This window comes from Nocardiopsis potens DSM 45234, assembly GCF_000341105.1.
Lineage (GTDB): Bacteria > Actinomycetota > Actinomycetes > Streptosporangiales > Streptosporangiaceae > Nocardiopsis_A > Nocardiopsis_A potens.
The window spans coordinates 1-14,725 of record NZ_ANBB01000011.1 but is presented as its reverse complement, the minus strand read 5'-3'; the positions used below and the strand labels follow the sequence as shown (position 1 = coordinate 14,725).

At 77.3% G+C, this 14,725-nt stretch carries 10 protein-coding genes; 1 reads left to right on the top strand and 9 read right to left on the bottom strand.

The window, feature by feature from the left end; translation table 11 throughout:
* Positions 1–173: 173 nt before the first annotated feature.
* The 7 genes from D459_RS0104245 to nirB all read right to left on the bottom strand — a co-directional run bounded on the left by D459_RS0104245 (position 174) and on the right by nirB (position 11,854).
* Positions 174–3,788 (bottom strand): TM0106 family RecB-like putative nuclease, encoded by a 3,615-nt coding sequence (locus D459_RS0104245; RefSeq protein WP_017591755.1) that lies wholly within the window; start codon positions 3,786–3,788, stop codon positions 174–176.
* A gap of 173 nt (positions 3,789–3,961) precedes the next feature.
* Positions 3,962–4,390 (bottom strand): septal ring lytic transglycosylase RlpA family protein, encoded by a 429-nt coding sequence (locus D459_RS36695; protein ID WP_051065309.1) that lies wholly within the window; start codon positions 4,388–4,390, stop codon positions 3,962–3,964.
* Between the two features lie 712 nt (positions 4,391–5,102).
* Entirely contained in the window at positions 5,103–6,341 is a 1,239-nt protein-coding gene (locus tag D459_RS0104235; protein WP_017591754.1) for a protein-tyrosine phosphatase family protein, read from the bottom strand.
* 536 nt (positions 6,342–6,877) lie between these two features.
* Positions 6,878–7,609, bottom strand: coding sequence for a sirohydrochlorin chelatase (locus D459_RS0104230; RefSeq protein WP_017591753.1), 732 nt, complete (start codon positions 7,607–7,609; stop codon positions 6,878–6,880).
* A 43-nt stretch (positions 7,610–7,652) separates the two neighbouring features.
* Positions 7,653–8,837, bottom strand: coding sequence for a uroporphyrinogen-III synthase (locus tag D459_RS0104225; RefSeq protein WP_017591752.1), 1,185 nt, complete (start codon positions 8,835–8,837; stop codon positions 7,653–7,655).
* A 130-nt stretch (positions 8,838–8,967) separates the two neighbouring features.
* Entirely contained in the window at positions 8,968–9,339 is a 372-nt protein-coding gene (nirD, locus tag D459_RS0104220) for a nitrite reductase small subunit NirD (RefSeq protein WP_017591751.1), read from the bottom strand.
* 22 nt (positions 9,340–9,361) lie between these two features.
* A complete protein-coding gene (gene nirB, locus D459_RS0104215) occupies positions 9,362–11,854 on the bottom strand; it encodes a nitrite reductase large subunit NirB (RefSeq protein WP_017591750.1) in 2,493 nt (830 codons plus the stop codon).
* A 291-nt stretch (positions 11,855–12,145) separates the two neighbouring features.
* On the opposite strand from nirB, the gene D459_RS0104210 reads away from it, so the two are divergent.
* The gene (locus D459_RS0104210; RefSeq protein ID WP_017591749.1) at positions 12,146–12,778 is read left to right on the top strand and encodes a Uma2 family endonuclease; all 633 of its coding nucleotides are present in this window, start codon (positions 12,146–12,148) and stop codon (positions 12,776–12,778) included.
* A gap of 25 nt (positions 12,779–12,803) precedes the next feature.
* Here D459_RS0104210 and D459_RS0104205 read toward each other — a convergent pair whose 3' ends face one another.
* Both D459_RS0104205 and D459_RS30700 read right to left on the bottom strand, forming a co-directional pair.
* Entirely contained in the window at positions 12,804–13,172 is a 369-nt protein-coding gene (locus D459_RS0104205) for a VOC family protein (protein ID WP_017591748.1), read from the bottom strand.
* A 162-nt stretch (positions 13,173–13,334) separates the two neighbouring features.
* Positions 13,335–14,725 (bottom strand): FAD-dependent oxidoreductase (locus tag D459_RS30700; protein ID WP_017591747.1); only part of this gene is annotated, 1,391 nt, incomplete at its 5' end.

Here is a 14,725-nt window from a genome sequence, read left to right as displayed (position 1 = left end):
CGCCTTGGAGGCCGGCGGGAGGGGGCGGGGGTGCGGGTTGCGGCCCCTCCCCTGTTCCGCGTCGGCGGGCCGGCGGCCCGAAGGGCCTCCGTTGAGGGCGGTGGTGGGCGACGGGCAGAAGAATCCGCGCCCCGCAGGGGCTCCGTTGAGGGCGGTGGTGGGCGACGGGCGGGTCAGGTGGCCGGGGGCCAGGGTTCGGCACGGTCGCACAGGCCGGCGAAGCCGGCCAGGACGCGCAGGTCGCCGATGCTGCGGGGGGCGGCGGCGAGCAGGTCCGGGGAGTAGACCAGGGCGGCGACGAGCTGGGCGCGGGACAGGGCGACGTTGAGCCGGTTGCGGGAGAGCACGAAGTCCAGGCCGCGGGTGAGGTCGGCGGCCGAGGAGGCGGTCATGGAGCAGATGACGGCGGGCGCCTCCTGGCCCTGGAACCGGTCGACGGTGCCCACCCGCACGTCCTCCAGTCCGGCCTGGGACAGGGCGCGGCGCAGGGCGCGCACCTGCATGTTGTAGGGGGCGACGACCAGGACGTCCTCGGCGGTGAGTTCGCGGGGGGCGGTGGCGCCGGGTTCGGTGACGGTGCGGCCGACGAGGTGGGCGGCGATCGCGACGACCTGGTCGACCTCTTCGGGGCTGTGGGTGGTGCGGCCCTGGTGGGTGACGGGGGCGGCGTACAGGCCGGCGGGGACGCCGTCGATGCGGCGCAGGGCGGCGGAGGGGTGGGCGTGCAGCATGCCGCGGTAGGACAGGTCGGAGACGGGGGCGCACACGGCGGGGTGCATGCGGCGGGTGCGGTCCAGGAAGTAGCCCAGGTCGGGGCCGATGATCTCGGCGCCGCCGACGAGGTGCTCCAGGGCGGAGGCGGCGGCGCCCTCGCCGTGGGAGCCCTGGACGACCTGGGGCAGCTGCTGGGGGTCGCCGAGCAGGACGAGGTTGCGGGCGGCGGTGGACACCGCGAGGGTGTCGGCCAGGGAGAACTGTCCGGCCTCGTCGATGATGAGGACGTCGAAGGGGTCGGCGGACAGGGCCTCGTTGGCGAAGTTCCAGGCGGTGCCGCCGACGAGGTGGCCGGGGCCGGCGGCGGTGCGCCAGGCGGCCAGGGCCTTGACGGTGGAGGGCTGCTCCCAGGGGGCGTCGGGGTCGGCCTTGCGGCCGGAGGGGCGTTTGGCGCAGGGCAGCGGGGCGCCGTCGCGGCGGGCGGCGGCCAGGGCGGCGCGCAGCACGTTCTCCACGGCCTTGTGGCTGGTGGAGCAGACGCCGATGGTGAGGCCGCGGTCGGACAGGTCGCGGATGAGGCGGGCGGCGAGGTAGGTCTTGCCGGCGCCGGGCGGGCCCTGCACGGCGAGGTAGGAGCCGTCCAGGAGCCGCACGGCGCGGATGGCGGCGGCGACGGTGTCGGGGGTGCCGTCGGGGGCGGGGTGGTCGGCGGGGTCGGGCAGGGGGGCGTTGCCGGTGAGCCGGGGGCGGGCGCGGCGCAGCAGGTCCAGGCCGGGGCCGGGCGGCAGGTCGGGCAGGCCGGGGATGGCGGTCTCGGTCAGGGTCCACAGCGCGGCGTCCTTGGGGGCGGAGCGGACGGGGGCTCCGGGCAGGGCGGCGGCGGGGGCGCGGGCGTAGGTGTCGGCGGGGTCGCTGGTCTCGGTGAGGGTGAGGGCCTCGGCGGTGGCGGCGGTGACCTCGGCGTCGACGGCGTCGGAGGGCTGTCCGGGCGGGCCGGGGTAGAGCAGGCGGATCTTGTCGCCGGCGGTGAAGGGGTGGGGGCGGGCGGGGTCGGCGCGCAGCTGCACTTCGCGGCGGGATTTGCGCTGGCGGCCGGTGGGTTCCTGCCATTCGCCGGTGCGGACGCGGACGGGCACCAGGCAGTCGTTGTCGGTTTCGAGTTCTTCCAGGGGCGCCGAGAGGCGGCGGAAGAAGTCCCACCAGGAGGGGTTCTCTTCGCGGCGGTAGTAGCCGGCGAGGGCGGCCAGCAGGGCGCGGGAGGCCTGGGCGGGGGTGCGGTCGGCGGGGTCGGGGGCGACGCCGTCGAGGAGGGGGGCGGTGAGGGCGCGCAGGCGGGCTTCGGCGTCTTCGCGGGCGCGGCGGCGTTCGGCGGCGCGCTCGTCGGCGTCGTCGGGGGCGGCCTCGCCCTGGTGGGCGGGGCGGGCGGTGATGCCGTGGTCGGTGCGCAGTTCTTCGAGCCAGTCGCGCAGGCGGGCGGTGGAGTCGCAGTCGTCGCGGTTGTAGTCGGCGATCTCGTCGAGGATCTTGGCGGCGCGCAGGTGGTCGCCTTCGGCGGCGGCGGCGAGGTGTTCGGCGTAGGCGTCGATGCTGGAGGCGGCGGTGGTGACGCCGCCGCTGCGGGCGGTGTCGAGGTAGAGGGGTTCGAGGTATTTGATGGAGTAGGAGCGCTGGGAGACGCGCAGGCTCTTTTTGACCACGGTGAACAGGTCGACCAGGCGGCGGTGGCGCAGGAGTTCGTCGACCTCGGTCTCGCGGGTGCCGAATTCGGCGGCCAGGAGTTTGAGCCGGTCGGCCTCGTAGGAGGCGTAGTGGTAGATGTGGGCGCCGGGGTCGCGGTCGATGCGTTCGACGGCGAAGTCGACGAAGGCTTCGAAGGCCTGCTTCTCCTGGGTGCGGTCGTGGGCCCAGAAGGCGTGGAAGCGCTCGGTGCCGGTGTGGTCGGCGGCGGTGGCGCCGAAGAGGTATTCCAGGCCGCGTTCGCCGGCGCCGGTGTGGTGGTAGGGGTAGCCCTCCATGTCGAAGAAGACGTCGCCGGGGCTGGGGGCGGGCAGGGAGGCCAGGCCGTCGGGCGAGTGGACTTCGGCGATGACCGACCCTTGGGGGTCGGTGTCGGTGCGGGTGGCGTCCTGGCGGACCTGGAGGGCGGCCTGGGCGCGCAGCCGGTCGTAGGAGTGGCGGGGCAGGGCGGCGGGGCGGTCGGTGTCGGTGGCGGCGGCCAGTGCGTCGATGGTGGGCAGGCCGGCGTCGGTGAGTTTGCGGGCCTGGTCGGTGCGGATTCCGGCGACCAGGGAGAGGTGGCGGGCGCCGGTGCGGCCTTCGGTGCACAGGGCGGCGTAGCCGCAGCCGTCGCAGGCGGGGCGGGGTTCGCCCCACAGCGGGTTCGGCAGGTGCAGGTCGGCGGGGTCGAGGGGGTGGCCTGCGGGGGTGGTGAGGCGGTGGGTGAGGCGGCGGGTGATGGTGCGCAGGACGGGGGTGAACTCGGCGGCGCGGTGGGTGTGGGTGGTGCCGTCGCCGGTGATGAGGTGCATGTGCTCGGGGGCGGGGGCGCCGGTGTCGGTGAGGGCCTGGGCGTAGGCGGCCAGCTGCAGGACGGCGGAGGGGCCGGGGCGGCGGGCGAGTTTGGTGTCGTGGGGTTCGTAGCGGCGGGGGTCGGCGCCGTCGACGGTGCGGCCGGTGGCGGGGTCCACCGCGGTGCTGATGAGGAAGTCGGCGCGGCCGTGGAAGGCGACGCCGGGGGCCAGGCGGTGGTAGAAGGCGCCCTGGTAGACGACGGGGGCGCCGTCGGCCATGGCCTGGGCGGTGGCGCGGGCGGCGCGGAGCATGTCGTCGTGGCCGGGGTGGGGGTCGTCGACGGCGATGACGGCGTCGTCGCCGAAGAGGGTGCGCAGCCGGTCCAGTTCGGCGCGTTCGTGCTCGTGGCCGTGCTGGGCGATGAGGGGGTCGATGTCGGCGGGGGCGGGTGCGCCGGGGAGTTTCGCGGCCAGTGCGGTCTTGAGTGCGCTGCGGTGGTCGCACTCCATGGCGTCGACCAGGTCGGTGGGTGAGATGACCCAGCCCGCCTCGTTGCGGAACACGTGAGCCGCCCCTTTCCCGCCGGTCCCTGTTCTCTCTGCCGTTTCGGCTCGTGGGGCATTGTGCCACCACCGGGGGTCACCGGGGGCCGCCTCGGCGGGGGTGTGTCCGTACGGGTGCGGCCCCGGGGCGGGTGCCCCGGGGCCGCGTGGAGAGGAGAGGAGGAAGGGGCGGGTCAGCCCACGACCTTCCACTCGACGTCGGCGACGCCCTGGGCGGTGCTGGCGATGCTCTGGAAGGAGGCGGTGGACAGGTCCAGGCAGCGGCCCTCGACGAAGGGGCCGCGGTCGTTGATGGTGACGGTGACCGACTTGCCGTTGGCGGTGTTGGTGACCTCGACCTGGGTGCCGAAGGGCAGCTCCTTGTGGGCGGCGGTCATGGCGCCGGGGTCGAAGGCTTCGCCGCTGGCGGTGAGGCTGCCTTCGCCGTACATGGAGGCCTGGCAGGTGCCGCCCTGGCCGCCGGAGGATCCGGCGGTGTCGTCGGCGGCGGCGGTGGCGGCGCCGGCGGCGCCGAGGGTGGCGCCGGCGAGGGCGGTGACGGCCAGGGCGCGCTTGGTCGCACGCTGAAGGGCGGAGCTGCGGGAAGGCGTGTGGTTACCCACTGGAGATTGTTCCTTCGAACGGGAGTCACGAGATCGGCTGCGCGGGGATCGGCCCGCCTGGGGCGGGGCCGGGCGCTCGTCTCGGCGGCGCAGCGGGCCGCCCGGGTCCAGGGGCGGCGGGTATTGGCTGGTCAGGGCCGCAGGGGTGCGGTGGCCAGCGGATGCGACCCTAAATCATCACGGGCAGGTAACGGAAACCGAAACCCGGGGTTTGTGCTGGTTGTCACAGGTGCCGGGGGTGGGTGGGAGCCGCCCGGTGCGTTCCGGATCGCCCGCACCGCAGGGGTTCGCGGGGATGTGCGGGGCGTCCGGGCGGGGCGGGCGCGGAAAGCGGGGGCGGCCGCGGCCCCGGGGAGGGTCGGGTGCGGGTCGCGGGTTGCGCGGGTGTGAGCAAAGACACCGGCAAGGAAGAGGGGTGCGGCCGGGCGCCGGGCCGGGGAAGGAGCGGCGCACCGGTCCCGGGGCGGCCCCTTCCCGGCGCCCGCTCCGAGGGGCCTTCGGAAGGGCCGCCCGGCGCACCGCGGGCGGCCGGGGCGGTGCGCGGCCGCCGAGGTGCGCCGGCGGGGCCCCTCCTCCCCCGGCGCGGCGTCCCGCCGCCGGGCCCCGGGGGCGCGGCAGGAGGCGCCGCCGGCCCGGAGCCGCAGCCCGGACCGCCCTCCGGCGGCGGACCCCGGTGCCGCGCGGTGGAGCGCTTCCGGGCGGCGCCCGGCGCCTACCCGGTGGTCCGGTCGGCCCCCCGGGCCTCGGGCCGCGCCTCGGGGCGCGGGCCGGGCAGCGGGTGCGGGGGCCGGCCGCGGCGGGGCGGCGGGCCGCCGGGGAACAGCGCCGCGGCCGGGTCGGGCAGGTCGACGCCGTTGAGGGCGGCCGCCGCCCGGGACAGGGCCGGGGTGTCCAGGTGGCCGCCGGTGGCGCGGATCGCCGAGCGCAGTGCCTGCACCACGTCGGCGCCGCAGGCCAGGGCGGCGTAGTGGGCGGCCACCGCCGGGGTGCGGGACTGGCCCGCCGCGCAGTGCAGCAGCACCCGCTTGCCCTCCGCGCGCAGCCCGGCCAGGGCGGAGGCGGCCTCGTCCAGCACGAAGTGCAGGTTGAGGTTGACGTCCTCGGCGTCGGCCAGCCACACCTCGACCCGGTCGCGGGCCGGCAGCCAGGACGCCGTCTCGCCGGGGCCGAGCCGGTTGAGGGAGACGACCGCGTCCACTTCGGGGGCCGAGCGCAGGTAGGAGAGGTTGCCCAGGACCACCCCGGGGTCGTGCGGGTGGGGGGTGTGGAAGGGCTGCTCGATGGAGGGGTGCAGGCCGGTGTGGGCGCCGTCGCTCTCCGGCCAGGCCCCGGGGGCGCTGCCGCGGGCCAGCACGACGGCGCGGGTGATCAGGGTGCGCGGCGAGGTGATGTCGGTCAGGCGCCGCTGGGCCTGGAGCGGGACGCCGGAGGCGCCCCACCGGGCGCCGGCCATCGCCCCGGCGTACATCGCGGCCTCGTCCCCGCCGGCGGCGTAGGCCCGCCACACCGCTTCGACCAGCTGGGAGCAGGGGAACACGGCCCGGGCGGGCTCCAGGGCGGGGACGGGGGCGGTGCGGGCGGCGGCCCAGCCGGCGCCCAGCGGGGTGTTCGGGGAGGCGGCGGGGTCGGGCGGGGGGATCTCGCCGTGGGCGACGGTGGCGCGCAGGGCGCGGGCCCAGGACAGCTCGGGGGCGGTGTCCACGGCCTTGGTGATCGCGGAGGGGTCGCGGAGGCCGTGCAGGGCGGTGGCCACCAGCCAGGCCAGCAGGGCGGGGCCGGTGCCGTCGCCGTCGGGGTGGGCGGCCTCCTTCGCCATCGCGGGGGGCGCCCCCACGATGCAGGCGGCCGCGGCCGCGCCCAGCCAGGCGCCGGCCGCGCGGTCGTGGCGGGGGTCGTTGCGGTGCCAGGGGGAGGCGGAGGGGCTCGGCCGGGGGTCGGGCGTGGCGGGCATCAGGGGGCTCCTCAACGGGGTGGGCGCCGCGGCCGTCTTCTCTTATGCCCTCTAGAGATCCGGTCACCGCGGGTTTGCCGCATCCGGCCACCGGCCCCCGGGGGGGCGGTTCCGGGAGGGGGCTGCGGTGGCCGGCGCGGAGCGGCCCGTGCGGGAGGGGCCCCGGCCCGGTCGCGGCGGCGGCCGGGCGCGCGCCGCCCGGCGCCCTTGCGGGCGCTCCTCTGCGAGGCGTCCGGGCCCTTCGGGTCCGGGGCGGAGCGGCGGCGCGCCGGGGGTCCGGCGGGCGGCGCGTGTCCGTTCTCGTTCGGCCTGCTCCCCGCGCACGGCGCCGACCGGGGCGTCGGGCAGACGGGGCGGGGCGGGCCGCCCCGGGACCCCGGACGGTCCGCCGGCCACCGCGCCCCGTCCCGCCCGGCCGGGAGCGGGCGGTTCGGAACAGGACCGGCAGGACCGGGTGGGCCGCGCGCGGGAGGAGCCCGCGCCTTCGGTGCCGGGCCCGATCGCCGCCGGAGGCCCCGCCCGGCCGGGCGCCGGTCTCAGCAGGCGGCGGGGGCCGGGTGGGAGGAGCGGGCCCGGTGGTAGCGCAGGGCCAGGGCCTCGGCGATGCCGGCGTCGGGGCGGTCGGGGGTGCACAGCGGGGCGGTGACGGCGTCGGCCCCGCATTCGGCCAGGCGGGTGTGGAACAGGCCGGGCGCCAGCAGCCAGGAGGCCGCCCACACCCGGCCGCCGTGGCGGCGGCGCAGCCGGGCCGCGGTCTGGGCGGCGGTGGGGGCCGCGGTGGCGATGAACCCCGGTTCGACGGGGGCGCCCACCAGGGCGGACAGTACCCGGGCGGCGGTGGCGGCCTCGGCGAGGGCGTGCGGGTCGGAGGACCCGGCGGCGGCCAGCACCACCGGTTCGCCGGGGCGGTGGCCGGCTTCGCGCAGCCGCCGGGCCGCGGCCCGCACCGTGCGGGGCTCGCCGTCCAGGGCGGGGGCCACCGGGACCCCGGCGCAGCCGGCCCGCGCCAGCTGGGCGGGGATGTCGGTGCGCACGTGGTAGCCGGAGGCCAGGAACGCCGGCACCACCACGGCCGCTCCCCCGGCCTCGGCGGCGGCGGAGCCGACGTCGGGTGCGGCGATGTCGGCGTAGCCCACCCGCACCCGGGCGCCGGAGGCGTGCGCGGTGGCCCGGGCCAGGGCGTCGGTGGCGGCGGCGGCGCGGGGGTCGCGGGAGCCGTGCACGGCCAGCACCAGCACGGGCGCTGCGGCGGGCGGGCGGTGGGTCATGGCTGCCTCCGGGTGTCGCGGGCGGGCGCGGGGTCGCGGGCGGTCAGGTCTGCGGGGGCGGGCAGGGCGCCGTCTCCAGGGCCAGGCGGTAGCCGCGCTTGACGACGGTCTGGATCATCTGCGGGCGGCCCAGGGCGGTGCGCAGCCGGGCGACGGCGGTCTCCACGGCGTGGGCGTCGGCGTCGGGGCCCAGGGCGGCCAGGAGCTCTTCGCGGGGGCGCACCCGGCCGGGGCGGGCGGCCAGTTCGCGCAGCAGCCGCATCAGGGCGGGGCTGAGCGGGCGCAGCGCCCCGTCGACTTCGGCGGCGCGGCCGCGCAGCCGCAGGGTGTGCCCGGCGACGGGCAGGGCGGGGGCGCGGCGGGGCAGTTCCTCGGCGAGGTGGCGGACCAGGGCGCCGATCCGGCCGCGGGCGGGCCACAGGGCGGGGACGTCCTGGTCGAGCAGGGGTGCGGCGGTGACCGGGCCGACGCAGGCGGCCAGGGGGCGGGCCTGGTGCAGGGCGTGCAGCAGGGGGCGGTGGGCACCGGTGGCGCGGGCGCGCTGCAGCAGCCCGGCGGCGGCGGGGGCGCTGGTGAAGGCGAGGGCGTCGATGTCGCCGGCGGCGGCGTCGTCGATGAGGCGGTCCAGGGGGGCGGTGTCGGCGGGGGCGGTCCACCGGTAGACGGGGACGCCGACGACGTCGGCGCCGGCCATCCGCAGCGCCGCGCAGAAGTCGGGCAGGGGTTCGCCGTGCAGCTGGACGGCGATGCGCAGCCCTTCGACGCCGTCGCGCAGCAGGTGGTCCAGGACCTCGGCGGAGGATTCGGAGGGCGGGGACCACTCCTCGGTGAGGCCGGCGGCGCGGATGGCGCCCTTGGCCTTGGGGCCGCGGGCCAGCAGCCGGGCGGTGCGCATGGCGCGGGTGAGGGGTTCGGCCAGCCCCCAGGTCTCGCAGGCCTCCAGCCAGCCGCGGAAGCCGATGCCGGTGGTGGCGACGACGATGTCGGCGGGGTGGCCGATGAGGTCGCGGGAGGCGGCGGCCAGGGCCCGGTCGTCGCTGAGGGGGACGATGCGCAGGGCCGGGGCGCACACCACCTCGGCGCCCTTGCGGCGCAGCATGGCGGCCAGCTCCTCGGCGCGGCGGGCGGCGGTGACGCCGACGGTGTAGCCGGCCAGGGGCGCGGGGCCCGCCGGGTCGGCGGGGCCGGTGCGGTGGTCGGGTGCGGCCGGTCGGGTGGCGGCGGTCATCGGTTCTCCTCGGGTGGCCGCCCCGGGGTGCGGGGCGGGTCCTCGGCCCGGAGCGGCGCTGCTCGCGGCGGGGTGCGGTGGGTGCGGTCCCGGCCGGCCCCCGGGGCCTCGGGGCCGGGGGCCCTGCCGTTCAGAGCGGCCGGGCGCCGACGTAGACGCGGCCGCCGTCCTCGCGGACGGGGTAGGCGGCCAGCCGCACGGCGGGGTCGTCCAGGCTGGCGCCGGTGCGCAGCGCGAAGCGGTGCTTGAGCATGGGCGAGGCGACGGTGGGTTCGCCGGCGCGGTCGCCGACGATGCCGCGGGACAGCACCGCCGCGCCGGTGAAGGGGTCGGTGTTGTCCAGTGCGTACAGTGCGCCGTCGTGGGTGCGGAACAGGGCGGCCTGGGCGCCGCCGGGCAGCAGCACGGCCACCCCGCGTTCGGGCTGGAGCCGGTGCGAGGCGCAGGCGGGCACCCAGGCGGGTGCGGCGGGGCGGGCCGGGGCGGTGGTCGGTGCGGTCATGGCGGTTCCTCCGGGCGGTGGGTCAGGTGCGGGCCGGGGCGGCGGGCATGCCCAGGTGGACCGGGGCGGCCGGGACCGGCTGGTCGCGCACGGTGGTGAAGGAGATGGTGGGGTCGGGCGCCTGGGGGGCGTTGCTGAAGGAGGCGAACCGGGCGAGTTTGTCGGGGTCCTCCAGGACGCCGCGCCATTCGTCGCGGTAGCCGGCGACGTGGGCGGCCATGTCGGCCTCCAGGTCGGCGGCGATGCCCAGGGCGTCGTCGACGACGACGGCGCGCACGCGGTCCAGGCCGCCGTCCAGGGTCTCCAGCCAGGCGGCGGTGCGCTGCAGCCGGTCGGCGGTGCGGATGTAGAACATCAGGAACCGGTCGATGCAGCGGACGAGGCCGGTGTCGTCGAGGTCGGAGGCGAGCAGGCGGGCGTGGCGGGGGGTGAAGCCGCCGTTGCCGCCGACGTAGAGGTTCCAGCCCTTGTCGGTGGCGATGACGCCGACGTCCTTGCTGCGGGCTTCGGCGCATTCCCGGGCGCAGCCGGAGACGGCGGCCTTGATCTTGTGCGGGGCGCGCAGCCCGCGGTAGCGCAGTTCCAGGTCGATGGCCATGGTGACGGAGTCCTGCACGCCGTAGCGGCACCAGGTGGTGCCCACGCAGGATTTGACGGTGCGCAGCGCCTTGCCGTAGGCGTGGCCGGATTCGAAGCCGGCGTCGACCAGGCGGGCCCAGATGGCGGGCAGCTGCTCGACGCGGGCGCCGAGCAGGTCGATGCGCTGGCCGCCGGTGATCTTGGTGTAGAGGCCGAAGTCGCGGGCGACCTCGCCGATGGTGATGAGCCGGTCGGGGGTGATCTCCCCGCCGGGGATGCGCGGCACCACCGAGTAGGTGCCGTTGCGCTGCAGGTTGGCGAGGAAGTGGTCGTTGGTGTCCTGCAGGGCGGCCTGCTCGCCGGCGAGGATGTGGCCGTTGCCCAGTGAGGCGAGGATGGAGGCGACGGCGGGTTTGCACACGTCGCAGCCGCGGCCGGTGCCGTGCCGGGCGATGAGTTCGGAGAAGGTGGTGATGCCGGTGGCGCGGGCGATCTCCATGAGTTCGGCGCGGGAGCGGGTGAAGTGCTCGCACAGCGCGGTGGACTGCTCCACCCCGGCGTCGGCCAGGAGGGTCTTGAGCATCGGGACGCAGGAGCCGCAGCTGGTGCCGGCGCAGGTGGCGGCCTTGAGGGCGGGCACGTCGGCGGCGCCGCCGTCGATGGCGGCGCGCAGGTCGCCCTTGGTGACGGCGTTGCAGGAGCAGATCTGGGCGTCGTCGGGCAGCGCGGAGGGGCCGGCGGTGTCGGCGCCGGCCGGGGAGATCAGCGCCAGCGGGTCGCCGGGCAGCGCCCGGCCGACCAGGGGGCGCAGTGCGGCGTATGCGGTGGCGTCGCCGACCAGCACCCCGCCCAGCAGGGTGGAGGCGTCGTCGGAGACGACGAGTTTGGCGTAGCGGCGGGAGGCGGCGTCGTTGACGACGACGTCCAGGGCGCCTTCGGTGCGGCCGTGGGCGTCGCCGAAGCTGGCGACGTCGACGCCGAGGAGTTTGAGTTTGGTGGAGGAGTCGGCGCCGGTGAAGGCGGCGGTGCCGCCGAGGAGCCGGTCGGCGACGGTGTCGGCCATGGCGTTGGCGGGGGCGAGCAGGCCGTGGACGGTGCCGTTGTGGCTGGCGCATTCGCCGATGGCGTAGACGGCGGGGTCGCTGGTGCGGCAGGCGTCGTCGACGGCGGCGCCGCCGCGCGGGCCCAGGTCCAGGCCGGCGGCGCGGGCCAGGTCGTCGCGGGGGCGGATGCCGGCGGAGAAGACGACGACCTGGGCGGGCAGGGAGGTGCCGTCCAGGTCGAGGGCGGCGGCGCGGCCGCCGGGGCCGGGCAGGATCGCGGTGGTGGCGGTGCCGGTGTGGGCGGTGACGCCGAGGTCGGCGACCATGCGGGCGAGGAGCGCGGCGGCGCCCTGGTCGATCTGGGCGGGCATCAGGTGGGGGGCGAGTTCGACGACGTGGGTGTCCAGGCCGAGCAGGCGCAGGGCGTTGGCGGCCTCCAGGCCGAGCAGGCCGCCGCCGATGACGGCGCCGGTGGCGGCGGTGCGGGCGGAGGCGGTGATGGCGTCCAGGTCGTCGATGGTGCGGTAGGGGTGGCAGCCGGGCAGGTCGGCGCCGGGCACCGGGGGGATGAACGGGGCGGAGCCGGTGGCCAGCACCAGGGCGTCGTAGCCCAGGACGGCGCCGGCGGAGGTGGTGACGGTCTTGGCGGCCCGGTCGATGGCGGTGGCGCGTTCGCCGGTGCGGATCTCGGCGCGGCCGGACAGGTCGGCCAGGGCCAGGTCGGTTTCGGTGGCGCCGTCGAAGTAGGTGGAGAGGGCGACCCGGTCGTAGGCGGGGCGGGGCTCCTCGCCGATGGCGGTGGCGTGCCAGACGCCGGCGGTGTCGGCGCGGGTGAGGGCGTCGATGAGGCGGTGGGCGGCCATGCCGTTGCCGATGACGATGAGTCGTGCCATGCGGGTGGGTCCTCTTCCTGGCGTCGCACGGTGCCGCCCGGGTGCGGGTGCGGTCGGTTCCCACGTAATCCGCACCGGGTTTCGGGTTCGTCAGCCGGAGATGACCGGGGTGTTTCGTTGTGCTGTCAGCGCTGGTCAACGCGGAGTGAGCGGAGCCGGGGCGCGGGCGGGTCGGGAATCGGGCGGCTCTGATCGCGGGGGCGGGGAGCCGATTCGGCGGTGATCGGCGGAAAACGCCGCGCGGTCGAACGCGGGTTCGGATACTGGTTCCCGTGAACGCTTGGAGGCATCATGTCTGTCATGAGCATCGGGGAGACGCAGCCGCCGGATCGGCCGCTGACCGTGGAGGATCTGGAGCGCATGCCCGACGACGGCAGGCGCTACGAGCTGGCCGACGGGAGGCTCGACGTGTCCCCCGCGCCTAAGGTGAGCCACAACATCGCTGCGGGCAGGTTGGAGTGGCACCTGAACAACCACTTGCCTGAGGGCTGCATGGCCGTCCACGAGGTAGGCATCAACCTCGATGCCGACCGTACCCGGTACCGCATCCCCGACCTTGCGGTCTTCCGCGAGGAAGACTACTGCTACGACGACGATGAGTACTTCGACCGGCCTCCTCTGCTCGCGGTGGAGGTCCTTTCCCCCGAGAGCGTCCTACGCGACCACAACACCAAGCGCAGGGAATACGCCGAGTTCGGCATCGGGGCGTACTGGATCGTCAGTCCTTTCCGCGAGAAGCCGGGCATCACCGAGCTCCGCCTGGAGGGCGGCGTCTACCAGGAAGCGGCCGTGGTCTACGGCACCGACGTCTTCACCACCGAGGCCCCCTTCTCCGTGTCGGTCGTCCCGTACTGGCTGATCGGCATGGACGGCGACTGGCAGAAGCACATCGGCGGCCCCGGCGGGGAGCCCCGGCAGGACTGAGCGGGGCGGACAGGGTGAGGGCCGGCTACTCCGGGCGGTGGCAGACCGCCTCGACGTTGTTGCCGTCGGGGTCGCGGACGAACGCGCCGAAGTAGTGCTCGTGGTACTCCGGCCACACCCGCGGCTCGTGCAGCACCTCGGCGCCGGCGGCCACGGCCGTGTCGAAGAAGGCGGTGACGGCGGCGCGGTCGGCGGCGGCGAACGCGATGTGGGCCTCCCGGGCCGGGGCGCCGCTCTCGGCGGCCGAGATCCAGAAGTCGGGGTGGTCGGTGCCGTAGCCGATGGCCACGTCGTAGTCGAGCAGGCGGCGCGCGCCCAGCGGGGCCAGCACCGCGTCGTAGAACTCCGCGCTCACCCGCAGGTCGGCGGTTTGGATTCCGAGGTGGTCCAGCATGGGCCGAGTCTGCCACCCGGGTACGACGGCGCGGCCGCGCACCGCCGCACCGGTGCGCCGGGCCCGCGCCGACCCCGGCGGCGTGTCCTCGCCGAGCACGGTGAACCGGCGCTCGGCCCGCGGCCCGTCCCGTCGCCCCCGGCGCGGGGCCGGCGGCGGGGGTCAGCGGGCCGCGGCCGCCTCCTTCTCCCCTCGGGGCGCGTCGTCCTCCCGGCCCGAGCCCAGGCCCGCGAGGATCGCGTCGACGTCGCGGACGCACCCGCCGCAGCCGGTGGTGGCCCGGGTGGCCTCGGCGACGGCGGTCCGGGTGCGGGCCCCGTCCAGCCAGGCCCGCTCGATGCCGGTGCGGGTGACCGCGTTGCACCGGCACACCGGCGCCTCCTCCTCGGCCCCGGCGCCCTCCGGGGCGGCGGCCGGCGCGCCCTGCAGCAGGCCCAGCCGGTCCTCGGGCACCGGGGCGCCCGCCTCGAACAGCCGGGACACCTCCGGTGCGGCGTCGGGGAAGCCGAGCAGCACCGCGCCGGCGATCCGGTCGCCGCGCAGGTTGAGCCGGGCGTAGCGGCCCCGGCCCGGGTCGCTGACGGTGACCGTCTGCGCCTCCCCTTCGGCGCCGGGGTTCCCGCCGGGTCCGGGCTCCGCGGGGTCGGCCTCGCCCATCGCGGTCAGGTCGATGCCGGTGGCCTTGAGCCGGGTGAGCGGGCGGGCACCGGTGTAGCGGGCCGCCGGGTCGGCGCCGGTGAGCAGGTCGGCCAGGGCGGCGGCCTGCTCGTAGCCGGGCCGGACCAGGCCGGCGCCGCCGGCGGGGTGGCGGGCGCAGTCGCCGATGGCGTGGATGCGCGGGTCGCTGGTGGACAGCCGGTCGTCGACGAGGACCCCGCCGTCCACCGCCAGCCCGGCGGCCTCGGCCAGCGCGGTGGCCGGGCGCACCCCGGCGGTGACCACCACGGCGTCGCCGGGCAGCACCCGGCCGTCGTCCAGCTCCAGGCCGGTGCCGGGCGCCCAGCGGGCCGCCACCCGCCAGGAGTGCACCGCCACGCCCAGCGCGGTGTAGGCGCGGGCGAGGACCTCGGCGGCGGCGCGGTCGATCTGGCGGCGCATGATCCAGGGGGAGGACTCCACCACCGACACCCGGGCGCCGGCGGCGGCCAGCGCGCGGGCGGTCTCCAGCCCCAGCACTCCCCCGCCGAGCACGACGACGGGCGCGCCGGGGCGCACCAGGGCCCGCAGCCGGCGGCAGTCGGCCAGGTCGCGCAGGGCGGTGACGCCGTCCCCGGGGCCGCCGTCGGGGGCGCGCAGCCCCTCCAGCGGCGGCAGGGCGGCCCGGGCGCCGGTGGCCAGCACCAGGTCGTCGTAGTCCAGGTGGTCGCCGTCGTCCAGGTGGACGCGGCGGCGGGCGGGGTCGATGCGCACGGCGGCGGTGCCGGTGCGGCGGGTGATGCCGGGGGCCTGCGGTTCGGGCAGCGCGATGTCGCCGGGGGCGTAGGCGCCCTCCACGACCCCGGGCAGCAGCACCCGGTTGTAGGCGGGGCCCTCCTCCTCGCCGACGACGGTCA